23 protein-coding genes are annotated in these 21,131 nt (G+C 59.8%); 11 read left to right on the forward strand and 12 right to left on the reverse strand.

The features are described 5' to 3' along the window. The first annotated feature begins 109 nt into the window (after window positions 1–109). Complete coding sequence (locus tag THALAR_RS05265; RefSeq protein ID WP_021100461.1) at window positions 110–628, forward strand: glutathione peroxidase; 519 nt, start codon at window positions 110–112, stop codon at window positions 626–628. Here THALAR_RS05265 and THALAR_RS05270 read toward each other — a convergent pair. The 3 genes from THALAR_RS05270 to ypfJ form a co-directional block, all read right to left on the reverse strand. Next, window positions 625–1,977 carry a TRAP transporter large permease gene (locus THALAR_RS05270; RefSeq protein WP_021100462.1) on the reverse strand — a complete coding sequence of 451 codons (1,353 nt, stop codon included), beginning with the start codon at window positions 1,975–1,977 and terminating at the stop codon, window positions 625–627. The genes THALAR_RS05265 and THALAR_RS05270 overlap by 4 nt on opposite strands. Continuing rightward, window positions 1,974–2,558 (reverse strand): TRAP transporter small permease, encoded by a 585-nt coding sequence (locus THALAR_RS05275; RefSeq protein ID WP_021100463.1) that lies wholly within the window; start codon window positions 2,556–2,558, stop codon window positions 1,974–1,976. The genes THALAR_RS05270 and THALAR_RS05275 overlap by 4 nt, the downstream gene beginning before the upstream one ends. Window positions 2,559–2,642: 84 nt before the next feature. Beyond that, window positions 2,643–3,503 carry a KPN_02809 family neutral zinc metallopeptidase gene (gene ypfJ, locus THALAR_RS05280; protein WP_021100464.1) on the reverse strand — a complete coding sequence of 287 codons (861 nt, stop codon included), beginning with the start codon at window positions 3,501–3,503 and terminating at the stop codon, window positions 2,643–2,645. Window positions 3,504–3,621: 118 nt separating this feature from the next. Here ypfJ and THALAR_RS05285 point away from each other — a divergent pair, with 118 nt between their 5' ends. Then, window positions 3,622–4,200, forward strand: a complete 579-nt coding sequence (locus THALAR_RS05285) for a YqaA family protein (RefSeq protein ID WP_040817743.1) — start codon at window positions 3,622–3,624, stop codon at window positions 4,198–4,200. Between the two features lie 2 nt (window positions 4,201–4,202). After that, window positions 4,203–4,661 (forward strand): disulfide bond formation protein B, encoded by a 459-nt coding sequence (locus THALAR_RS05290; protein WP_021100466.1) that lies wholly within the window; start codon window positions 4,203–4,205, stop codon window positions 4,659–4,661. On the opposite strand, the gene THALAR_RS05295 is transcribed toward THALAR_RS05290, so the two are convergent. Beyond that, window positions 4,658–4,927 carry an usg protein gene (locus tag THALAR_RS05295; protein ID WP_021100467.1) on the reverse strand — a complete coding sequence of 90 codons (270 nt, stop codon included), beginning with the start codon at window positions 4,925–4,927 and terminating at the stop codon, window positions 4,658–4,660. The genes THALAR_RS05290 and THALAR_RS05295 overlap by 4 nt on opposite strands. Window positions 4,928–5,131: 204 nt before the next feature. Between THALAR_RS05295 and gyrA the strand changes: the two genes are divergently transcribed. The 4 genes from gyrA (at window position 5,132) to gluQRS (ending at window position 10,842) form a co-directional block, all read left to right on the forward strand. Beyond that, window positions 5,132–7,885 (forward strand): DNA gyrase subunit A, encoded by a 2,754-nt coding sequence (gene gyrA, locus THALAR_RS05300; protein ID WP_021100468.1) that lies wholly within the window; start codon window positions 5,132–5,134, stop codon window positions 7,883–7,885. Window positions 7,886–7,960: 75 nt separating this feature from the next. Then, window positions 7,961–9,319: a methylenetetrahydrofolate--tRNA-(uracil(54)-C(5))-methyltransferase (FADH(2)-oxidizing) TrmFO gene (gene trmFO / locus THALAR_RS05305; RefSeq protein WP_021100469.1), complete on the forward strand. Its 1,359-nt coding sequence runs from the start codon at window positions 7,961–7,963 to the stop codon at window positions 9,317–9,319. A gap of 21 nt (window positions 9,320–9,340) precedes the next feature. After that, a complete protein-coding gene (locus THALAR_RS05310) occupies window positions 9,341–9,952 on the forward strand; it encodes a class I SAM-dependent DNA methyltransferase (protein WP_021100470.1) in 612 nt (203 codons plus the stop codon). After that, window positions 9,949–10,842: a tRNA glutamyl-Q(34) synthetase GluQRS gene (gluQRS, locus tag THALAR_RS05315; RefSeq protein WP_040817258.1), complete on the forward strand. Its 894-nt coding sequence runs from the start codon at window positions 9,949–9,951 to the stop codon at window positions 10,840–10,842. The genes THALAR_RS05310 and gluQRS overlap by 4 nt, the downstream gene beginning before the upstream one ends. A gap of 47 nt (window positions 10,843–10,889) precedes the next feature. On the opposite strand, the gene hisI is transcribed toward gluQRS, so the two are convergent. After that, a complete protein-coding gene (gene hisI, locus THALAR_RS05320; RefSeq protein WP_021100472.1) occupies window positions 10,890–11,252 on the reverse strand; it encodes a phosphoribosyl-AMP cyclohydrolase in 363 nt (120 codons plus the stop codon). A gap of 83 nt (window positions 11,253–11,335) precedes the next feature. Here hisI and THALAR_RS05325 point away from each other — a divergent pair, with 83 nt between their 5' ends. Further along, a complete protein-coding gene (locus THALAR_RS05325; protein WP_021100473.1) occupies window positions 11,336–11,788 on the forward strand; it encodes an iron-sulfur cluster assembly scaffold protein in 453 nt (150 codons plus the stop codon). 170 nt (window positions 11,789–11,958) lie between these two features. On the opposite strand, the gene THALAR_RS18930 is transcribed toward THALAR_RS05325, so the two are convergent. The 5 genes from THALAR_RS18930 to sciP form a co-directional block, all read right to left on the reverse strand. Beyond that, entirely contained in the window at window positions 11,959–12,081 is a 123-nt protein-coding gene (locus THALAR_RS18930; RefSeq protein ID WP_021100474.1) for a hypothetical protein, read from the reverse strand. 119 nt (window positions 12,082–12,200) lie between these two features. Further along, window positions 12,201–14,291, reverse strand: a complete 2,091-nt coding sequence (recG, locus tag THALAR_RS05330) for an ATP-dependent DNA helicase RecG (protein ID WP_021100475.1) — start codon at window positions 14,289–14,291, stop codon at window positions 12,201–12,203. Window positions 14,292–14,297: 6 nt separating this feature from the next. Beyond that, entirely contained in the window at window positions 14,298–16,421 is a 2,124-nt protein-coding gene (gene ligA, locus THALAR_RS05335; protein WP_021100476.1) for an NAD-dependent DNA ligase LigA, read from the reverse strand. A gap of 170 nt (window positions 16,422–16,591) precedes the next feature. After that, window positions 16,592–17,314 (reverse strand): response regulator transcription factor CtrA, encoded by a 723-nt coding sequence (gene ctrA / locus THALAR_RS05340; protein ID WP_021100478.1) that lies wholly within the window; start codon window positions 17,312–17,314, stop codon window positions 16,592–16,594. A 66-nt stretch (window positions 17,315–17,380) separates the two neighbouring features. Then, window positions 17,381–17,689 (reverse strand): CtrA inhibitor SciP, encoded by a 309-nt coding sequence (gene sciP / locus THALAR_RS05345; RefSeq protein WP_051153580.1) that lies wholly within the window; start codon window positions 17,687–17,689, stop codon window positions 17,381–17,383. A 130-nt stretch (window positions 17,690–17,819) separates the two neighbouring features. On the opposite strand from sciP, the gene mnmA reads away from it, so the two are divergent. Then, window positions 17,820–18,968 carry a tRNA 2-thiouridine(34) synthase MnmA gene (mnmA, locus tag THALAR_RS05350; RefSeq protein WP_021100480.1) on the forward strand — a complete coding sequence of 383 codons (1,149 nt, stop codon included), beginning with the start codon at window positions 17,820–17,822 and terminating at the stop codon, window positions 18,966–18,968. Here the strand turns inward: mnmA and THALAR_RS05355 are convergent. Beyond that, on the reverse strand, window positions 18,965–19,426 hold the full coding sequence (locus THALAR_RS05355; RefSeq protein ID WP_021100481.1) for a type II toxin-antitoxin system RatA family toxin: 462 nt from the start codon (window positions 19,424–19,426) through the stop codon (window positions 18,965–18,967). The two genes, mnmA and THALAR_RS05355, sit on opposite strands and share 4 nt — an antisense overlap. 75 nt (window positions 19,427–19,501) lie before the next feature. Here THALAR_RS05355 and hpt point away from each other — a divergent pair, with 75 nt between their 5' ends. Further along, complete coding sequence (gene hpt / locus THALAR_RS05360; protein ID WP_021100482.1) at window positions 19,502–20,038, forward strand: hypoxanthine phosphoribosyltransferase; 537 nt, start codon at window positions 19,502–19,504, stop codon at window positions 20,036–20,038. Then, complete coding sequence (locus THALAR_RS05365; RefSeq protein ID WP_021100483.1) at window positions 20,035–20,214, forward strand: hypothetical protein; 180 nt, start codon at window positions 20,035–20,037, stop codon at window positions 20,212–20,214. Before hpt ends, THALAR_RS05365 begins: the two co-directional genes overlap by 4 nt. Here THALAR_RS05365 and THALAR_RS05370 read toward each other — a convergent pair. Further along, complete coding sequence (locus THALAR_RS05370; protein WP_021100484.1) at window positions 20,208–21,080, reverse strand: LysR family transcriptional regulator; 873 nt, start codon at window positions 21,078–21,080, stop codon at window positions 20,208–20,210. The two genes, THALAR_RS05365 and THALAR_RS05370, sit on opposite strands and share 7 nt — an antisense overlap. Window positions 21,081–21,131 lie beyond the last annotated feature (51 nt).

Consider the following 21,131-nt stretch of genomic DNA (forward strand, 5'->3'; position numbering starts at 1 on the left):
GTTTAGCCAATGCGGTCAGGCGCGTCAATTCGTCGATTGCCATATCGAACAGTTTTTGAAACTTGCCTGCCGACCGCTATATCCCCTCTTAACGAATGGAGATTTCATCATGCGCGCCCTGCTTTCCTTTGCCACCGCAGTTTTCCTGACCCTGACACCTGCTTTCGGGTTTACCTTCGCCAGCATTGACGGGGGCAAGATCGACCTCGATGCATGGAAAGGCAGACCCGTTCTGGTGGCCAACACCGCCTCGCTGTGTGCTTTCACGAAACAATATGATGGGCTTCAGGCGCTCTACGACACCTATCGCGACAAGGGGTTGGTGGTCCTTGCGGTGCCGTCAGACGATTTCAATCAGGAGCTTGCCACGGACGAGCAGGTAAAGGAGTTCTGCGCCGTCAACTTCGCGTTGGATCTGCCGATGACAGAGGTCACGCGCGTGCGCGGCACGCAGGCGCACCCGTTCTATAAAGACGTCAAAGCGCAGGTCGGATTTTCCCCGCGCTGGAACTTCAACAAGGTTCTGCTGGATGGGAACGGCAAGGTGGTTGCCACGTTCGGCTCCGGTGCCAAGCCGATGGGTAACAGCATCCGCAGCCGGATCGAGGCGCTGCTGGCGGGCTCCTAAAACATCACCCCGACAAGCCAAAGCGTGATGCTTGGGAAAGCCAAAAGCAAAACCACGCGCACGAGATCGGACGCCACGAAGGGCAAGACCCCGCGATAGGTTTGCGAAATCGGAATGTCGCGATCCACCTGATTGATGATGAACAGGTTCATGCCTACCGGCGGCGTGATCAGCCCAACCTCGACCACGATCAGGGCGAGAATACCGAACCAGATCGCGGTGGCCTCTGCGCTCATGCCGAAATCCAGCGTCTCGACGATCGGGAAGAATATCGGCACCGTCAGCAGGATCATCGAAAGACTATCCATCACACAGCCGAAAGCCAGATAGCACAACAACATCGCCAGCAGCACCGTCATGGGGGCGAAGCCTTGCACGGTGACCCATTCGGCCAAGGCTTGCGGTGCCTGCGTGAAAGCCAGGAATGAGTTGAACACCTGCGCCCCGAAGACGATCAGGAAGATCATGGCGGAGGCCTGCGCGGTCTCCAGTATCGACAGCTTGAACGCCGCCCAGTTCAGGGTGCGCGTAGCAACGCCGTATAGACCGGTGGCAATCGCGCCCACCGCCGCGCCCTCGGTTGGTGTGAACAGCGCCTGCACGCCGGGCATGGCCCAGTTCCAGTCCGCCGCGATGCCGCCCATCACCAGCACGAAGATCACCACCACTGGCCAGACCCGCACCAAGGTGCGCAGCCTTTCTGCAATCGGTTTGCGCTCCGCCACCGGCCCCGAGCCGGGCTTGATCCGCACGTAGATCGCAACCGTCAGCATGTAGCCCAATGCGGCCAGCAATCCGGGGATCAAGGCGGCCACGAAGAGTTTGACGATATTCTGCTCGGTGAGGATCGCGTAGATCACGAGTATAATGGAGGGCGGGATCAGGATGCCCAGCGTGCCACCCGCCGCCAGTACACCGGTGCTCAGCGCGTCGGAATAGCCGCGTTTGCGCATCTCCGGCAAGGCCACCTGCCCCATCGTGCTGGCCGTGGCCAGGGACGAGCCGCAGACAGCGCCAAACCCCGCGCAGGCTCCCACAGCCGCCATTGCCACGCCGCCCTTGCGGTGCCCCAGCCAATCGGAGGCGGCTTGGAACAAGGCCGCGCTCATGCCGGACTTGGTGGCGAATTGCCCCATCAGCAGGAATAGCGGCACGATGGTTAGCGAGTAGCTGGAGAACGTGTCGTAGGTCAGTGTCTTCATTTGGCTGAGTGTGGCGGACGGGCGGCCCAGCACGATCCACGTGCCGATAAACCCCGCCCCGAACATCGCGGCGGCAATCGGGACGCGCAGGAAAATTGCCAGCAGCATCAGGCCAAAACCGGATAGGGCCAGCTCCAAACCGCTCATATGGCGACCTCGCCCCCGGCCAGCACCCAGTTTAGCGCGCGCCAGACGGTATAGAGACTGACGACGAAAAACAGCGCAGCCCCGATGGTCGCAAGCCCGTAGGGTATCCAGACGGGCAATTCCAACTCGTAGGTGGTTTCGGGATAGTAGGGCTTTGACCCCATCCCCAACACGCTGCGAAACGTGTCAGAGCCGTAGGGGAACTTCTCGCCGAACCCCAGATAGAGCCTCCACAGGATCAGACCGGACAGCACCGTAATTGTAATGTCCCCAACCAGCCCAAGCACGGCCTTTGCTCGCGCAGGCATGCGATCGACGAGAACATCTACGGTCACATGACCGCGGTTCAACTGGCACCATGGAAGGAAGCTGAAAATGGCGATGGCGCAACCGGCCTCAACCAACTCGAAGTCGCCCCTCACGGGAGCCAGACCCGCGAAGACAAAGTAACGCCCGATTACGGAAACCACGGTGACCAAAGCTGCGGCAACGAGGACAAAGCCGCCAGCATAGGCGAGCCATCGGCACAAAACGCCGAGCACCCGACCGATACGGGCCTCCCAGTGAGCCGCGATTGCCATGCCGTCCCCTAGCCTAGCCAAAACCTTTCAGCGCGCACCTATAGAGGTTTGCCGACGATTTACAGGGCTTTTCCGCAGGACGTGCTACAGACGGTCGGTGCTGAAGGTATCGCAACTTTGAATCGAGGCCTCTTTGTAGCCAATGGAGAACCAGCGCTGGCGCTGCTCGGAGGTGCCGTGGGTGAAGCTGTGCGGGTTCGGACGGCGGCCCGCGTTGCGTTGCAAGGTGTCGTCTCCGATCTGCTTGGCGGCGTTGACCGCTTCCTTCAGGTCGCCGTTTTCCAGCGAGTTGAAGCGGGCCTGCGCGTAGCGCGCCCAGACGCCCGAGAGACAATCGGCCTGCAACTCGATCCGCACGGAAATGGCGTTGCTCTCCGCCTCGCTCACCTGTTGGCGGATACGGTTGGCTTGGGACAGGATCCCCAATTCGTCCTGCACATGATGGGCGATTTCGTGGGCCACCACGTAAGCCGCCGCAAAATCGCCGGATGCGCCGAGGCGGCGGGACAGCGTGGTGAAGAACTCCGTATCCAGATACGCCTTGTTGTCTGCAGGACAATAGAATGGCCCCGACGCGCCGGACGCGCCGCCGCACGGGCTTTGGGTCGCGCCCTTGAACAGCACCAAGGTGGCCGGGTTGTAGGGCTGGCCGACCTGCTCGTGGAAAATCTCGGTCCAGACTTCTTCGGTATCTGCCAGCACCACAGAGACGAACTGTCCGGCTTGACGGTCGGCCTCGGTAATCTCACCACCACCGGTGGTGACCTGCCCGCCGCCCGTCGCCTGCAAGAGTGGCGTCACGTCCACACCAAGGAAATACCCCACCACGACGATGGCAAGCAGGCCCAATCCGCCGATTCCGCCTGCCTTGCCTGCGCGCACTGATCCGCGTTGCGTGCGACGATCTTCGATGTTGCGGCTACCTCGCCGGCCTTTCCAACGCATTTCAGTGCTCCTCGTGCTGGACTTGGTGGCTCAATGGGGCCATGGTGCATTGAAGGCAAAACACACCCTTTTTGCAACCGGCAACCATAAGCAGGTGCAAACTGGACGAGCAGGACCGATAATGAAACGTCTCTACCGCTGGACGCTGTCCTTGGCTGATCACCCCTATGCCATGTGGGCATTGGTTATTGTGGCGTTTGCCGAAAGCTCTTTCTTTCCGATCCCGCCGGACCTGCTGATGATCCCGATGATCATTGCGCGCCCCAACAAAGCTTTCCTGATCGCGGGGCTGGCGATGGCGGCGTCTGTCACCGGTGGTCTGCTGGGCTATGCTATCGGCGCGCTGGCGTTCGAACAGATCGGGCGACCCATTCTGGAGATGCTGGGCAAAGGCGACGCCGCGCTGGAGTTCAACACCCGGTTCAACGATATGGGGTTCTGGCCCGTGCTGATCGCGGGACTGACACCGTTCCCCTACAAGGTCATCACCATAATGTCAGGCTGGACCGGGATGCCTTTGGGCACATTTATCGTTACATCCATCATCGCCCGCGGGGCGCGATTCTTCCTGGTCGCCGCCCTGCTGTGGAAATTCGGTGATCCGATCCGTAACTTCATCGAAAGGCGGCTTGGGTTGGTCCTGTCGCTTTTCGTTGCCGCGCTTCTGGGCGGCTTTATATTGGTGAGATATCTATGAGCATGTCCCGCGCCCACATTGTGGTCACGGCTGCAGGTGGCTCCGCGCTGCTGCTGGCCGGGGCGTTCATCTTTCAGATGTTGGGCTATCCCCCCTGCCAGATGTGCATCTGGCAACGCTGGCCCCACGCTTTCGCATTCGTCATCGGCATAGCGTTTCTGGTCATACCCAGTCGTATTGTGGCGCTGCTTGGCGCCCTCGCCGCTGCGACGACGGGTCTGATCGGTGTTTACCACGCAGGGGTCGAGCAGAAATGGTGGGAAGGCCCGACGGCTTGCAGCTCTGGCGACATCTCGAACCTGACGCCCGAGCAATTGCTGGAACAGATCATGGCCGCCCCCTTGGTGCGCTGTGACGAAATTCCGTGGGCGCTGGCCGGTATTTCCATGGCCGGATGGAACGCCATCATCTCGTTGTTCCTTGCGGGGCTATGGATCGTCGCCGCACGGCGCAGCGCCTAGTGTAGGGTGATTTCCTGCACCACGTTGCGCCACTCTCCCGGACTTATCAGCTTGCGATGGCAAAACCTCACCGAATGAAGCGGGCCTTCGATCTTGTCCTGCCAAAACTCGATAAAGCCAAACAGCTTCGGGTAGTCCGGAGCCAGGTCGTAATCCTGCCAGACATACGAATTCAGCACGCTTTGATAGTCGGGCATCCGGTAGAACATTTCCGCTGTGGTCAGCCCGTATCCGCTCAGCATCAGTTCGGTCTCTGATTGGGGCATTTTCGCCTCCCTTTTTGATCCCTGCACAATCAGATTTCCACATTCGTATAAAAAAGCAACAAAAACATGATGTTGTCACTTGCATGTGATGGCTGCCAGCGCAATCGCCCCGCCCCCATTGCACCCTAAACCTAGGTTGGTCTATAGTGCGCCCAACTAGATATAGACGCCCTGAGGCGCATCCAACACGAGATCGGACCCACCGTGAGCGACACGCCGGAAACCCCTGAAAACGAAGAAGAAAACACGCCCTTCCGCATGCATCATGACGGGCCGCAGATCAACATCTCGGAAGAGATGAAGACCTCCTTCCTCGAATACGCGATGAGCGTGATTATTTCGCGGGCGATTCCCGATCTGCGTGACGGCTTGAAACCGGTGCATCGCCGCATCCTCTACGCGATGCACGAGACCGGCAATACGCACGACAAATCCTACAAGAAGTCGGCCCGCCCCGTGGGCGATGTCATGGGTAAATACCACCCGCACGGCGACAGCGCGATCTACGACGCGCTGGTCCGGATGGCGCAGGATTTCTCCATGTCACTGCCGCTTCTGGACGGGCAAGGCAACTTCGGCTCCATGGACGGCGATAACCCCGCCGCGATGCGATATACCGAGGTGCGGATGGACAAGCCCGCGGCCTCCCTGCTCGCGGACATTGAAAAAGACACGGTCGACTTCCAGGACAACTATGACGGCAAGGACCGCGAACCGACGGTCCTGCCCGCCCGCTTCCCAAACATGCTGGTTAACGGCGCTGGCGGCATTGCGGTTGGTATGGCGACGAATATTCCGCCGCATAATCTGGGTGAGGTGATCGACGCAACTTTGGCTTTGATCGAGGCCCCCGATCTGGACGAGCATCAGTTGATGGAATACGTGCCCGCCCCGGACTTCCCGACGGGTGGCATCATCCTTGGCCGCTCCGGCGCGATCAAGGCATATACCGAGGGTCGCGGCTCCGTCATCGTGCGGGCGAAGACCCATGTGGAAGAAATCCGCAAAGATCGCTTCGCCATCATTATCTCCGAGATTCCCTATCAGGTGAACAAGGCGACTATGATCGAGCGGATCGCGGAAACCGCCCGCGACAAGAAGATCGAAGGCATCAGCCACGTGCAGGACGAATCCGACCGCGTGGGCGTGCGTGTGGTGGTGGAGTTGAAGCGCGACGCGACTGCTGAAGTCGTGCTGAACCAATTGTTCCGATTTACGCCCATGCAGACCTCTTTCGCCTGCAACATGCTGGCGCTGAACGGCGGCAAGCCGGAGCAGTTGACCCTCCGCACGTTCCTGACCAACTTCGTGGCCTTCCGCGAGGAAGTCGTCGCCCGCCGCACAGCGTTCGAGCTGCGCAAAGCCCGCGAACGCAGCCATATCCTGTGTGGTCTGGCCGTGGCCGTCACCAATATCGACGAGGTGGTCCAGACCATCCGTTCCTCCGCCGACGCTGCCGAGGCCCGCACCCGCCTTATGACCCGCGCTTGGCCTGCGGCTGACATCGCGCAATATATTCGCCTGATCGACGACCCGACCCATACGGTCAACGACGATGGCACCTATCACCTGTCGGAAACGCAGGCCCGCGCCATTCTCGATTTGCGCCTGCAACGCCTGACCCAAATCGGGGTCAAGGAAGTCACCGACGAACTGGAAGAGCTTGCCAAGAAGATCACCGAATACCTCGCCATCCTTCGCTCCCGCGAGCGGATCATGGAGATCATCAGCACCGAGCTGCAAGAGGTCAAAGAACAATTCGCCGTTCCCCGCCGCACCGAGATCGTGGACTGGTCCGGCGACATGGAAGACGAAGACCTGATCGAGAAAGAGGACATGGTCGTCACGATCACCCAATCGGGTTGGATCAAGCGCACCCCTCTGGCCGAATTCCGCGCACAGCGGCGCGGCGGCAAGGGGCTGTCGGGCATGGCCACCAAGGACGACGACGTGGTCACGCAACTCTTCGTGGCCAACACCCACACGCAACTGCTGTTCTTCACGACGGATGGCATGGCCTACAAGCTCAAGACCTGGCGCCTGCCGCAAGGGGGCCGCACCGCCAAGGGCAAGGCCATCGTCAACATCCTGCCAATTCCGACCGGCGTCTCCATCGCGGCGATCATGCCGGTGGACCGTGACGAGAAAGATTGGGGCGATTTGCAGATCGTCTTTGCCACCACCGCAGGCGACGTGCGCCGCAACGCGCTGTCGGACTTCACCAACGTCATGCGCAACGGCAAGATCGCGATGAAGCTGCCGGACGGCGTGGAACTGGTGAATGCCCGCATCTGCGACGAAAACGACGATATCATGCTGATCACCAATGCGGGCCGCGCCATCCGCTTCCCGTCGACCGATGTGCGTGTCTTCTCGTCGCGTAACTCCACAGGCGTGCGTGGCATCCGCCTGAAGGACGGCCAGAAAGTCGTCTCTATGTCGGTGATCCGCCACTTCGAGGCCGACCCGGCAGAGCGTACCGCCTATCTGAAAATGCGCCGTGCAGTCATGGGCTTGGCGGATGATGCTGAAGTAGAAGATGAGGAAGCACCCGCTGGCGACATCACGCAGGAACGCTACGCCGAGATGTCCGCCTACGAGGATCTGATCCTGACCATCACCAAGGGCGGCGCGGGCAAACTTAGCTCGTCGCACGACTACCCCGTGCGCGGGCGCGGCGGTATGGGGGTCACCGCGATGGACAAGGCAATGCGCGGCGGCGAGATCGTCGCCTCCTTCCCCGTAGAGATGAGCGACCAGATCATGCTCGCCACTTCCAAGGGCCAGTCGATCCGCTGCCCTGTCGACGGTATCTCCTTCCGCTCCCGCTCTGCGGGCGGGGTCAAGGTGTTTGACACCGGCAAGGGCGAGGAAGTCGTCTCGGTGGCATGGATTGCCGATCAGGGCGAGGAAGACGTCGCAGATGAGGGCGGCGAGACCCCTTCTGAGGAAAGCTGAACATAGATATATGGTCGCCTACACAGGCGGCCATTTTGCTTTGTGCTTCCGCCCGCGCTGCGCTAGATCAGCGCCATGACAGATAGCATCCTAAATATCATCGGCGGCGGCATGGCGGGGTCTGAAGCCGCGTGGCAGGCCGCCAATATGGGCGTCAAAGTGGTCATCCACGAAATGCGCCCCAAGGTCGAAACCTTCGCCCACCGTACCGGCGATCTGGCGGAGATGGTCTGTTCCAACTCCTTCCGCTCCGACGATAGCGAGCAGAATGCCGTAGGGCTGCTGCATTGGGAGATGCGTCAGGCGGGCGGGATCATCATGGAAATGGCCGACAAACACGCCCTGCCCGCTGGCGGTGCCTTGGCCGTGGATCGTGACCCGTTCGCGCAGTCGGTAACAGAGAAGCTGAAGGCGCACCCGAATATCTCGGTCTCTTACGAACCGGTTAACGAGTTGCCCACCGACGGTCACTGGATCATCGCCACCGGGCCTTTGACCTCGCCCGAGCTTGCCGACGCCATCGCTGCCGAGACCGGACAGGACGCGCTGGCCTTCTTCGACGCCATCGCGCCGATCGTCTATTTCGACACGATCAACATGGAAAAGGCTTGGTTCCAATCCCGCTACGACAAGGGAGAGACCGAGGAGGACCGCACCGCCTATCTCAACTGTCCGATGGACAAGGACACCTACGAGGCGTTTATCGACGCGCTGCTGGCGTCAGAGAAAACCGAGTTCAAGGAAGGTGAAACCGCAGGCTACTTCGACGGCTGCCTGCCTATTGAGGTCATGGCCGAGCGTGGCCGCGAGACGTTGCGTTATGGCCCGATGAAGCCTGTCGGGCTGACAAACCCGCACCAACCGACAGTTAAGGCTCACGCCATCGTGCAACTGCGCCGCGACAACGCGCTTGGCACCTTGTTCAACATCGTCGGCTTTCAGACCAAGATGAAATACGGCGCGCAGAAAGAAGTTTTGCGCATGATCCCCGGGCTGGAAGAGGCGGAGTTTGCGCGGCTTGGTGGTATTCACCGCAATACGTTCATCAACTCGCCGACGCTGCTCGACGACCAGATGCGCCTGAAGTCAAAGCCGCATCTGCGCTTCGCGGGCCAGATCACTGGCGTGGAAGGCTACGTTGAATCCGCTGCCATGGGTCTACTTGCCGGGCGCTATGCTGCCGCTGAAATTCTGGGCCGTGACCTCGGCACACCCTCGCCAGCGACTGCAATGGGCGCATTGGTGACTCACATCACCGGCGGAGCGGATGCCAAGACGTTCCAACCGATGAACATTAACTTCGGCCTGTTTCCTCCTGTGGTTGACGCAAAAACCGGCCGCAAGAACCGCGCGACGCGCTACAAAATGTATACCGACCGCGCAAAAGAGGCCTGGACACGCTGGCTTGAAGACGCGCGACTGGACGCGGCTTGAGGAATTTGTCACGCTGTCACGATGGCGGACAAGTTTCTCGATAAGGTTTACGAGACCACTGGCGAAGACGCGACGCGCAAACTTTATGACGAATGGTCGGAGAGTTACGATGCCGAAATCGCAGAGAACGGTTATCAGACACCCGCACGTCTGGCACGCGCCATGGCGCAGGTCAGCCACGATCTGACCAAACCACTACTGGACTATGGCTGCGGCACGGGGCTATCCGGCGGCGCATTGAAGTCGGCCGGATTTATCACCATTGATGGCGCCGATCCTTCAACCGGCATGCTGTCACAGGCGCGTGAGACAGGCCATTTTCGAAATCTGATCGAGCTGGATTTGTCAAAGCCCCTACCATTCCAGACCGGCGATTATCACGCGATCACCGCCATCGGTGTAATCTCGACCGGCGCGGGGCCAGCGTCATTGATGGATACGTTGATGAATCTTTTGCCGTCGGGCGGCCTGTTCGGCTTCTCGCTGAACGATCACGCACTGGAGGACGCGGACTACCTCGCAGGCGTCGCCCGTCTCCAAGACGCAGGCCACCTTGCGCGGTTCAAGGAATATGGCGATCACCTGCCCAAGATGGGCCTGAAATCCATGATCTACGTGTTCGAGAAAAAGTGACCTTCCGCACTCGTTTCGCGCCGTCCCCTACGGGGCCATTGCATCTGGGCCATGCGTATTCAGCGCTATTGGCCTATGACATGGCGATAGAGCGTGGTGGCGAATTTCTGCTGCGGATCGAAGATATCGACAAGACCCGAGCGCGACCCGAGTGGGAGCAACAGATCTATAGTGATCTGGACTGGCTTGGCCTTCGCTGGCCTGAACCCGTGATGCGGCAGTCAGACCGGCTGGATGAATACGCTCGGGCAATCGAAACCGCCGAACTGGCCGAATATCTTTATCCCTGCACCTGTTCCCGCGCCGACATAAGGGAGGCTATCTCGGCGCCACAAGAGGGTGTTCCACAGTTCGGGCCGGACGGGCAAATCTATCCCGGTATCTGTCGCCCATCACACGGGTCCTCGACAAAACGGAACTGGGGTCAACATGATACGTTGCGATTAAACATCGCCGCCATCGAGACCGCCCCTCCCCGCCACGGAGCCGAAGCCCAATTGATGACCTTTAAAGAGACCGGCCGCGGTCCGAAGGGAGAAACCGGCGACATCACCTTCGCTCTGGAACAGATCATTCGTGAGGTCGGCGACATCGTTCTGCGCCGCAAAGACATGGGAACCTCCTATCACCTCTCAGTGGTTCTTGATGACGCCGCCCAAGGCATCACCCACGTGATCCGCGGACAGGACTTGTTTGAAGCCACCAAAATCCATGTGCTGCTGCAACGCCTGCTCGGCCTTCCGACACCGGTCTATCATCACCACAAACTCATCCGCGACGATGCGGGCAAACGCCTCGCCAAACGCGATGATGCCCGCGCTATTTCCAAATACCGCGATGAAGGCTACACGCCCGACGATATTCGCCGCATGGTCGGCCTGCCAATCTAGGCACCCCGCCCTATCTCCATTTGGTTAAAAGTACTCAAAATATAACGTCACGCCTCGGGCGCCATCATCTCGATTTCCACTCCATCCTTTACGGACGTATAAAAACACACCCGACGGTTGGTGTGGCAGGCTGGCCCCGCCTGCCTGACCACCGCCAACAGACAATCCCGGTCGCAATCGACGCGCAGATCGACAAGTTCCTGCACATGGCCGGATGTCTCGCCTTTTACCCAAAATGCCTGGCGGGACCGCGACCAATAGGTCACTTTTCTGGTCTCCAGCGTTCGTGCTACGGCTTCGGCGTTCATCCATGCAAGCATCAGTACCTCACCGCTCTCATGATCTTGCGCGATCACGGGCAGCAACCCCTGTTCGTTGAAAGTCAGGGTTTCGGGGTCAAAACGGGTCATGGGATTTCCCTTTTGCAATCATGGCTCAGAGGTTTATCTATGGTTCTGCCTATGATGAAAAGGCCCGATAAGGAGCGCCCGAGATGTCCGAGAATACCGATCTGATCAAGCTCTATTCCGGTCAGATTCTGGCGTTGGCGGCGGATATTCCGCACACGGAACGCCTGACCGCTCCACAGGCGTCCGTAAAAAAACGCTCGCCCTTGTGTGGCTCCACCGTGACCGTCGATCTGAACATGGACGGTGGCCGCGTCGCCGCGTTCGGGCAGGACGTCAAAGCCTGTGCCTTGGGTCAGGCGGCCGCGTCCGTCGTGGGGGCGGCCATCATCGGTCGCACGGAAGAAGAAGTCCACGCGGCCCAAGAACAGCTGAAGGCTATGCTTAAGTCCGACGGCCCCGCCCCCGATGCCCCGTTCGACGGGTTGAAAGTGCTCCTCCCCGCCAAGGACTTCCGCAATCGCCATGCGTCGATCATGTTGGCACTGGATGCCACGGTCGAGGCCATCGAACAGGTTCGCAACGCCAACTGCGCATAAAAAAACCGCCACGCCCGGGCGGGACGCGGCGGCCAGTCGGCTTGTCTAGTCAGGTCAGATGCGCGAACCGGGAAAGAGGCAGCCGGTCAAGTTGGGGACAATGCGCATCCCCGGCGGGTTCGGGACAAAAACCAGCCGAGCCTAGGGAAAAGACAGCAGGCAGTTAACTCTCAGAAAAGTGTGGGCATGTAGAGGGCGACAACCATCATCACACCGATGGCGGCAATGCCCGCGGCATCTTGTGCGAGGGCTTTAGGGGACCGGGCCAGAATGTCGCGAAGATCCTTGATCATGATTAATACTCCCTCACATTGCATTTTGTTGCATCTTTGTTCTCATTTTCTTCATGCTCTGTAAAGAACTTTTTAAGAACATTTGCGAACAAACCGACTCAAAACAATGGGAAACATCCCTAACCAATTGAAATCAAACGAATAGCCCTATCCTGCTCCATCAACCACAAAAGAACACGTGCCGCGCGACCGCGCGAGGTTTCCAGCGCAGGGTCATCCCACAACAATTTCCGTGCATCGCTTTGCGCCACCGCCATGAGAGCCGTCTGTCGTTCCAAATCCGCGATCCGAAAACGGGGCAGCCCGCTCTGTGCAGTGCCGATCAGATCCCCTGCTCCGCGTATCGCTAGATCTTCCTCAGAAATTCTGAAACCGTCCTCGGTCTCTCGCATGATGCTCAGCCGCCGCCTAGCAGTCTCGGAGAGTGGCTCTTGAAATAACAACAAACAGGTGGAGGCCGCGTCACCGCGCCCAACCCGTCCGCGCAACTGGTGTAGCTGTGCCAGCCCGAAGCCCTCCGCCCGCTCGATCACCATGATCGTGGCGTTCGGCACGTTCACGCCCACTTCGATCACCGTCGTGGCGACAAGCACAGAGGTTTCCCCAGCCACGAAGCTCGCCATCGCGGCGTCTTTCTCGGCAGGCGGCATTTGCCCGTGCACCAGCCCGACGGCGCCTTCCCCCAAAGCGGCGCGCAAGCGTTTAAAGCGATCTTCGGCGGCGGTCTTGTCGCTTAGCTCGCTTTCCTCCACCAGCGGGCAAACCCAATAGGCCTGCCGCCCTTCGGCAATCACGCCACGCAGTTTGGCGACCACCTCGTCGATCCGCTTGGTCGAAACCGTAGCCGTGGTGATCGGCTTACGCCCCGGCGGCTTTTCGTCCAGGACCGAGACGTCCATATCCCCGTATTGTGCCAGCGCAAGCGAACGCGGGATCGGCGTCGCTGTCATCACCAGAACGTCGACCGCTTTACCCTTGGCCCCCAGTTCAAAGCGTTGATTGACCCCGAACCGATGCTGCTCGTCCACCACCGCCAAGCGCAAATCCTGAAACTGCACGTCTTCTTGGAAAACTGCGTGAGTGCCAACCAACACATGGATTTCGCCCTCTGCCAGCGCCTTCAGCTTGGAGGTGCGCTCAGCCCCCTTGTCGCGACCGGTCAACAGCTCCAGCACCACGCCTGCATCCCGCGCCAGAGGCACCAGGCTTTCGTGATGCTGGCGTGCCAGAATTTCGGTGGGGGCCATCATAACCCCCTGCCCGCCAGCCTCGACGGCGGCAAGCAACGCCATAAACGCGACCAGCGTCTTGCCCGAGCCAACGTCACCTTGAAGCAGCCTGTTCATCCGGACCGGCGCTTCCATATCCGTCGCGATCTCGGCAATAGCCCGCGTCTGAGCACCCGTAAGGGCGTAGGGCAATGCCGCCAAAACCCGCGATTGATGCCTGCCGGTTGCCTTGCTGGAAACCCCGGGCTTCGCCCGCACGGTCGCGCGCGCCAGCCCAAGGGTCAGTTGATGGGCGAATAGCTCGTCATAGGCCAATCGCTCCCGTGCGGGGTCAGTCGCCGTGATGTCAGCCAAGGATTTCGGATTATGCGCCGCGCGTATCGCCTCAGCCCAACTGGGCCATCCTGCTTTCTTCTTTTGACCCAAATCGATCCACTCGTCCAACTCCGGCACCCGCTCCAGCGCCGAGTGCGCAGCCTTGTAAAACATCCGCTGCGTGATTCCATGAGTTAGCGGATAAACCGGCTCGAATGCGGGAATTTCAGACGCGCGGTCGACAGGCAGCATATAATCCGGATGTACCATTTGCGCCTGCCCATCGAACATCTCTACCTTGCCGGACACCACGCGACGCTGACCGGACGGTAGCTGTTTTTGCAGGTAGTCGCCACGCGCGTGGAAGAACACCAACCGGAACTCCAGCTTTTCGTCGCGCACATGCACATGGTACGGGCGCCCCCGCGAACGCGGTGGCACATGCATGCCAATCTCGACTTCAACCGTGATCACATCCGGCAAAACCGCGTCCTGCACGGACGCCTTCACCGCACGGTCGATGCCGGACTGCGGCAGCGTCATCAGCAGGTCACGCGGCTTTTCGATGCCCAGTTGCTCGAAGTGCTTGGCCGTTTTCGGGCCAACGCCTTCCAGCTCCGTCAAAGCGGAGAAGAGCGGGAACAGGATTTCCGGACGCCCTGCCATGATGCTTCAGGCGTCGCCGATCAGGGCGAGCCAGTCGTCCTCGTCGATCACCTTGATGCCCAGATCAGCAGCTTTCGTGGCCTTTGACCCCGCCCCCGGACCAGCTACCAGTAGATCCGTTTTGGCCGATACGCTGCCGGACACCTTGGCGCCGAGCTGCTCTGCCCGTGCCTTGGCCTCGGCGCGGGTCATCTTTTCAAGCGTTCCGGTGAAAACGATGGTTTGCCCCGCCACCGGGCTGCCGTCATTTGACACGCTTTCAACTGGCTCGATCTCCAATTCTGTAACCAGCCGCTTGATCGACGCGTATTCCGCCTCCTGTGCGAAGGCTTGCGTCAGCGAGGACGCCATCACCGCACCGACGCCGTCAATTGACAACAACTCATCCCACGCGGCCCCCTCTTGCGGTTCCGCCTCGCGCAGAGCCTTCTCGAATTCCTCCCATGTCCGGTAATGCCGCGCCAACAGGTTTGACGCGCTTTCACCGACATGCCTTATGCCAAGCGCGAAAATCACGCGATTGAGCGGGATGCTCCGCCGCTGGTCTATCGCCTCGAACAGATTGCGGGCCGAGGTCTCGCCCCATCCGTCGCGGTTCTTCAGTTTTGTCAGCGCCTGTGCATCGCGGGTTTTCAAAGTAAAAATGTCGGCAGGCTCGCGCACGGCCAGTTGATCGTCGTGGTAGAACGCTTCAACCTGCTTGGCCCCCAGCCCGTCGATATCGAACGCGCTGCGGCTGACGAAATGCTTCAGCTTCTCAACGGCTTGCGCCGGGCAGATCAGCCCGCCCGTGCAGCGCCGCACCGCGTCGCCTTCTTCGCGCAAGGCGTCGGAGCCACATTCAGGGCAAGTCTGCGGAAACTCGTAAGGCACGGCGTCAGCAGGCCGCTCCGACAGGTCCACATCAGCCACTTTCGGGATCACGTCTCCCGCGCGGTAGACCTGCACCAAATCACCCTCGCGAATGTCCTTCCCACCACGGATTTTTGCGCCCTTGCTATCGAGACCTTTGATGTAGTCTTCATTGTGCAGCGTCGCGTTTGACACCACGACACCGCCCACAGTCACTGGCACAAGCCGGGCGACCGGCGAAAGTGCCCCGGTGCGCCCGACCTGAATTTCGATAGCTTCGAGCCGGGTCCATGCCAGCTCCGCCGCGAACTTGTGCGCAATCGCCCATCTGGGCGTCGTGGAACGGAAGCCGAGGCGACGTTGCAGGGCAAGATCGTTCACCTTGTAAACCACGCCGTCGATGTCATAGCCGAGATCGGTGCGACTCGTTTCGATTTCGTGGTAGTGGTCGATTAGCGCCGCCGGGCCGTTGCATAGCTTAGTCAGCGGGTTGATCTGGAACCCAAGTGCGCCAAGACGCTCGATAGCGGCCATCTGGGTGTCGGCCAATGGCTCCGAAATCGCTCCCCATGCATAAGCGAAAAAGGCCAGAGGACGCGATTTGGTGATGTTCGCGTCCAACTGGCGTAGTGATCCAGCCGCCGCGTTTCTTGGGTTGGCGAACACCTTGCCACCGGCCGCCTCTTGCGCCTCATTAAGCGCCGCAAAATCCGCGTGGCTCATATAGACCTCGCCACGCACTTCCAGCACGTCCGGCGCGTCCTCAAGGCGCTGTGGAATACTTGCGACCATCTTTGCATTGGCGGTGACGTTCTCGCCCGTCTCTCCATCGCCGCGCGTTGCGGCATAGGAAAGCTTTCCGCCCTCATAGCGCAGAGAAAGGGACAATCCGTCAATCTTCGGCTCCGCTGTGTAGACCAGCGGGTCCGTATTCGAGAGCCCTAGATATTTTCTGATCCGCGCATCGAACTCTTCGACCTCGCCTTCCTCGAAAGCGTTGCCAAGCGACAGCATCCGCACTTCGTGGCGGATTTTCGAGAACCCCTCAGCCAGTGGACCGCCGATCTGATCGGTCGGGCTATCTTCGCGTTTAAGATGCGGGAAGCGCGCTTCGATCGCTACGTTGCGCCGTTTGAGCGAATCGTACTCCGCGTCGCTAATCGCGGGTGCGTCCTTGCCGTGATAGTCGAGATTGGCCTGTGCAAGCTCTGCGGCCAGTCGGGCAAGCTCGGCCACAGCTTGTTGCTCGGTAAGCTTTGCGGGATCGACCAATTCCACCTTATTGCTCTGTGTCAAAGATCGCCCCCAATGTGTCGCCTTGTTTCTAGATATGGCGAGAATGAGAGGGCGTCCAGTCGCTGAGCGGCATCCGCAGTATACTCTTGCTTTGGACAAGAAAAAAGCGCGGCCAACCGACCGCGCCTTTCATCATCCGCAAATCAAGTGCCTTACGCGCTTGCCGCGAGACGCTCCATATCGTTTGCGCCGGAGGCAGGTTGCGGATCGCGCAGCACATAGCCACGGCCCCAGACGGTTTCGATGTTGCTGTCACCACCCGTCGCGATTGCCAGCTTCTTACGCAGCTTGCAAATGAAGACGTCGATGATTTTCAGTTCAGGTTCGTCCATGCCGCCATAGAGATGGTTGAGGAACATCTCCTTCGTCAGGGTCGTGCCCTTGCGCAGGCTCAGAAGTTCCAGCATCTGGTATTCTTTGCCTGTGAGATGGACAGGCGCGCCCTCTACATCGACAGTTTTGGCATCGAGATTTACCGCAATGGTGCCGGTCTTGATAATCGACTGAGAGTGCCCTTTGGAGCGGCGGATAATCGCATGGATGCGGGCCACGAGCTCTTCGCGGTGAAATGGCTTGGTCAGGTAGTCATCCGCGCCGAAGCCAAAGCCTTTCAGCTTGTTTTCGGTGTCGTCCGCACCTGTAAGGATCAAAATCGGCGTCTCGACCCGCGCCTGCCGCAGTTGCCGCAGCACTTCATGGCCGGTCATGTCGGGCAGGTTCAGGTCCAGAAGGATCAAATCGTAATCATAGAGCTTCGCCAAATCTACGCCTTCCTCCCCCAAATCGGTGGAATAGACATTGAGATTTGCGTGGGTCAGCATCATCGAGATGGACTTGGCGGTGGTTGGATCGTCTTCGACGAGTAGCACTCGCATTATGGTATCTCCGGTATACTTCCCCTCATGTAGGTTAACTCTAGGACATGAAAGGTTAATGCAAGGTTACCGCGGGCGCTCCGCAGCGGAATCTTCACCATTTTGTCTGTAATTTTGCAATGACGTCGCTCTTAGCGCCCTTATTCCGTGATCTGCGACCGCCTTGCGCCACGATGCTAACTCCTCCTCGGACAACGCATACATCTCGCATGCTTCCGCCGCCGAGATCAATTCCGCCTCCACCGCGCGCACGACAAGCGCCTTGCGGCTTGCCACCCAACGGCGTGTTCTCGGGTCGGGCAAATCCGCGCGACTCATCGTGGTGCCATCCGGCAATGTGACCATGCGTGGCCCCGCTTCTCGTTTCAAATACATGTCAAATCGTCCCGCCTATCTCAATTCCGCACCATTTAATGACCCTTTGCCTTAAGAGGAGGTGAAGCGCGGCCTTGTGACTGGCTAAGATTTTCCTATATTCCCGCGTATCCCCGCAACGGAGGCCGTCATGGCATTGGACTGGACACCCGGACGTCTGAATTCGCTTGGTTTTGCCAAGCCCCCTTCCGAGACTCGCGTCGTCGTCGCGATGTCCGGAGGCGTGGACAGCTCTGTGGTCGCCGCCCAACTGGCCGAGGAAGGCTACGACGTCGTAGGCGTGACCTTGCAGTTGTATGACCATGGCGCCGCCTTGGCCAAAAAAGGCGCGTGCTGTGCCGGCCGCGACATTCACGACGCCCGCCGCGTGGCCGAGGACATGGGGTTTCCGCATTACGTGCTAGATTATGAAAACGTGTTCAAGGACGCGGTGATTGACGAATTCGCCGACAGCTATCTTGGCGGGGCGACGCCCGTTCCCTGCATCCGCTGCAACGAGCGGGTGAAGTTCAAGGACCTGTTGGAGACCGCCAAGGACCTCGACGCGGATTGCATGGCCACCGGCCACTACATCCAACGCAAGATGGGCGAGCATGGCGCGGAGTTGCATTCCGCCGCCGACGCGAATCGCGATCAAAGCTATTTCCTGTTCTCAACCACGCCTGCACAGTTGGAGTATCTGCGTTTTCCGCTGGGGCATCTGGCCTCGAAAGCAGAAACGCGGGCGCTGGCGGCAAAATACGGGCTGTCGGTTGCCGACAAGCCCGACAGTCAGGACATCTGCTTCGTGCCGAACGGTGACTACGCCTCGGTCATCGAAAAACTGCGCCCCGGCGCAGGTGAGCCTGGCGATATCGTCGACATGGACGGAAACGTTCTGGGCCAGCATAGCGGCGTGATCCACTACACCATCGGCCAACGCCGTGGGCTTGGGGTCGGCGGGCTTGCCGCGCCGCTTTATGTGGTCAAACTGGACGTGGACAAAAAGCACGTGATCGTCGGCCCGAAAGAGGCATTGGCGACCCGCACAATTCCGGTGCGGGAAATCAATTGGCTAGGCGATGCCCCGTTCGACAGTCGCGATGAATGGCAGGTTGGCATCAAGGTCCGCTCCACGCGCCCTCCTGCTTCAGCGATCATTCGCCCGCTTTCGGCGACCGAGGCCGAAGTAGAGTTGCTGACACCGGAGGAAGGCGTCTCCCCCGGTCAGGCCTGCGTGTTCTACGATGAAAACTCGTCGCGTATCTTCGGCGGCGGCTGGATCTGGCGCGGCTACTAGGAGTTGGCGCCGGGGCCATGTAGTTCCTTCGCGCGTGCCTCGAACGCCCGAACGACGCGCTGCATGGCCTCGTTGAAGAACAGCCCCGCGGCACCCTGCAATATCCGGTTCTTGAACTCGAAATCCACGAAGAATTCCACCTCGCATTCCTGCTCACCAATGGAGCGGAATTCCCATGTGCTTTTGAGAAACTTGAACGGGCCGTCCAGATATTCCGTGTCGATCTTCATATCATCGGCCCAGAGCGTTACCCGACTTCCGAACCGTTCGCGGAAGACTTTGAAGCTGATCACCAAGTCGGCGAGCATCACCTCCGCGTCGCCCTCGTGGACTTGCGACCGGATACGCGCGGCGGAGCACCACGGCAGGAATTCGGGGTAGCTGGCGACGTCTGCGACCAACGCATACATCTGGTCGGCGCTATAGGGCAGCTTGCGTTTTTCGCGGTGGCTTGGCATAGGCGGTTTGGGCTCGGCTTGCTCGTTGGGTCGTGGGGGTGTCCCCCAGCCTGACGCAAAATTCAAGGGGATACCATGTCTCACCCACCCTATGCCATTGACGAATTGATCTCGGCCAAGTCCATTGCTGCCCGCATAGAGGTGCTGGCGCGCGAAATTCACGACAGGTTTGCGGACACGGACAAGCTGGTGGTCGTTGGTCTGCTGCGCGGTTCTTTCGTCTTTATCGCCGATCTGGTGCGCGAGTTGGACCTGCCGGTGGAGGTCGATTTTCTGGAAGCGTCGAGCTATGGCGACGGCATGGAAAGCTCTCGCGAAGTGCGAATCCTCAAGGACCTGCGCGGCGAGATCGGCGGGCGCGACGTGCTGGTGGTGGAAGACATCGTCGACACCGGCTTCACGCTGTCGCATGTACTGTCTCTGCTGAAAAGCCGCTCCCCCGCCCGGATCGAGACCATTGCCCTGCTGGACAAACCCACCCGCCGCGAAGTCGACATCAAAGCGACATGGACCGGCTTTGAAATCCCCGATGAATTCGTCGTCGGCTACGGCATCGACTATGCCCAGCGTAACCGCAACCTGCCCTATATCGGCAAGGTCCGCTTTACGTGAGCTGGCGTTGGCTGCTGCGCGCGTCCATGTGGGTGCGCCGCCCGCCATCGGACCGTCGCGTCAAGCTCGTGGTCGGCCTCATCGTTGTCTGTATACTGATCGCATTGATCGAGCACTATGTCGGCTGGCCGGACTGGGCAACGATGGAGCGTGCGCCGCGCGTGCCACGCTATTGATGGCCTGACAGCACCCCGGCTTTCTCGACCAGCTTTGCGACCAATAAGCGCGATACCTGCGCAATGCGCGGAATGCTGTGGAGATCAGCATGGCTCGCCACCCAGATCGGAACTGAAAATCTCGGTGCCAGCCCATCTCTGCGGCGCAAGCGGCCGTCCCGCGCACCTATCATGCTGGGGAGGAATGCCAGACCCGCACCCGCTGCCACCATTTCCCGCAAGGTTAGAAAGCTGTCTGCGGATCCCTTTATCTGCCCCTCACCCAGGTTCTCTTCCATCCACCGCGCGGCGGCGGTGCGCGACAAGGGGCCGGAGAGGCCCAACCAAGCCGCGTCCTCCCCGTCCTCGCGCTCGGCAAGCCCAAATACGTCGAACACCAGCTCACCGGCCCGTTCTCCGATCAGGTGGTCGGGGAGCTGCGCGGCCGGTCGCACCGTTATGTCCGCATCCAGCCTTGTCATATCCAGATGCGCATTCGTAGAGATCAATTCGAGTGTCAGCTCATCGGATTCTGCCTGCATGTTGGATACGATTTCGGGCAATACCGAATGGCACAATGTATCCGTCGACGTGATCCGGACCCTGCCGCTCAGGGGCGCTTTGCCCCCCGCTATCAGTCGCTCGACCGAGCGCACGGCATGGTCGACTTCTCGGATAGCCTCAATCAGATGTTCGTTTTCCTTGGGCAGGCGATAGCCTTGGGGTGTGCGATCAAAAACGCTCAAATCGAAACGTTCCTCAAAAAGGGTCACCCGCCGCAGCACGGTGGCATGGTTGACCTTAAGCAACCGCCCCGCCTTCGAGACCGAGCCACATTCGGCAACCGCCAGCAAATACTTCAGATCATCCCAATTGAACCTGTGCATTTATTCACGGCCCTTCTCCGAAAATACATACTAGCCTTACATTTCATAACA

This window comes from Litoreibacter arenae DSM 19593, from assembly GCF_000442275.2.
Classification (GTDB): domain Bacteria; phylum Pseudomonadota; class Alphaproteobacteria; order Rhodobacterales; family Rhodobacteraceae; genus Litoreibacter; species Litoreibacter arenae.

Bases quoted from the DNA above. Each gene is read 5' to 3' on its own strand.
- THALAR_RS05265 (WP_021100461.1), top strand. From the start codon at position 110: ATGCGCGCCCTGCTTTCCTTTGCCACCGCAGTTTTCCTGACCCTGACA.
- THALAR_RS05270 (WP_021100462.1), bottom strand. From the start codon at position 1,977: ATGAGCGGTTTGGAGCTGGCCCTATCCGGTTTTGGCCTGATGCTGCTG.
- THALAR_RS05275 (WP_021100463.1), bottom strand. From the start codon at position 2,558: ATGGCAATCGCGGCTCACTGGGAGGCCCGTATCGGTCGGGTGCTCGGC.
- ypfJ (WP_021100464.1), bottom strand. From the start codon at position 3,503: ATGCGTTGGAAAGGCCGGCGAGGTAGCCGCAACATCGAAGATCGTCGC.
- THALAR_RS05290 (WP_021100466.1), top strand. From the start codon at position 4,203: ATGTCCCGCGCCCACATTGTGGTCACGGCTGCAGGTGGCTCCGCGCTG.
- THALAR_RS05295 (WP_021100467.1), bottom strand. From the start codon at position 4,927: ATGCCCCAATCAGAGACCGAACTGATGCTGAGCGGATACGGGCTGACC.
- trmFO (WP_021100469.1), top strand. From the start codon at position 7,961: ATGACAGATAGCATCCTAAATATCATCGGCGGCGGCATGGCGGGGTCT.
- THALAR_RS05310 (WP_021100470.1), top strand. From the start codon at position 9,341: ATGGCGGACAAGTTTCTCGATAAGGTTTACGAGACCACTGGCGAAGAC.
- hisI (WP_021100472.1), bottom strand. From the start codon at position 11,252: ATGACCCGTTTTGACCCCGAAACCCTGACTTTCAACGAACAGGGGTTG.
- THALAR_RS05325 (WP_021100473.1), top strand. From the start codon at position 11,336: ATGTCCGAGAATACCGATCTGATCAAGCTCTATTCCGGTCAGATTCTG.
- THALAR_RS18930 (WP_021100474.1), bottom strand. From the start codon at position 12,081: ATGATCAAGGATCTTCGCGACATTCTGGCCCGGTCCCCTAAAGCCCTC.
- recG (WP_021100475.1), bottom strand. From the start codon at position 14,291: ATGGCAGGGCGTCCGGAAATCCTGTTCCCGCTCTTCTCCGCTTTGACG.
- ctrA (WP_021100478.1), bottom strand. From the start codon at position 17,314: ATGCGAGTGCTACTCGTCGAAGACGATCCAACCACCGCCAAGTCCATC.
- sciP (WP_051153580.1), bottom strand. From the start codon at position 17,689: ATGTATTTGAAACGAGAAGCGGGGCCACGCATGGTCACATTGCCGGAT.
- mnmA (WP_021100480.1), top strand. From the start codon at position 17,820: ATGGCATTGGACTGGACACCCGGACGTCTGAATTCGCTTGGTTTTGCC.
- THALAR_RS05355 (WP_021100481.1), bottom strand. From the start codon at position 19,426: ATGCCAAGCCACCGCGAAAAACGCAAGCTGCCCTATAGCGCCGACCAG.
- hpt (WP_021100482.1), top strand. From the start codon at position 19,502: ATGTCTCACCCACCCTATGCCATTGACGAATTGATCTCGGCCAAGTCC.
- THALAR_RS05370 (WP_021100484.1), bottom strand. From the start codon at position 21,080: ATGCACAGGTTCAATTGGGATGATCTGAAGTATTTGCTGGCGGTTGCC.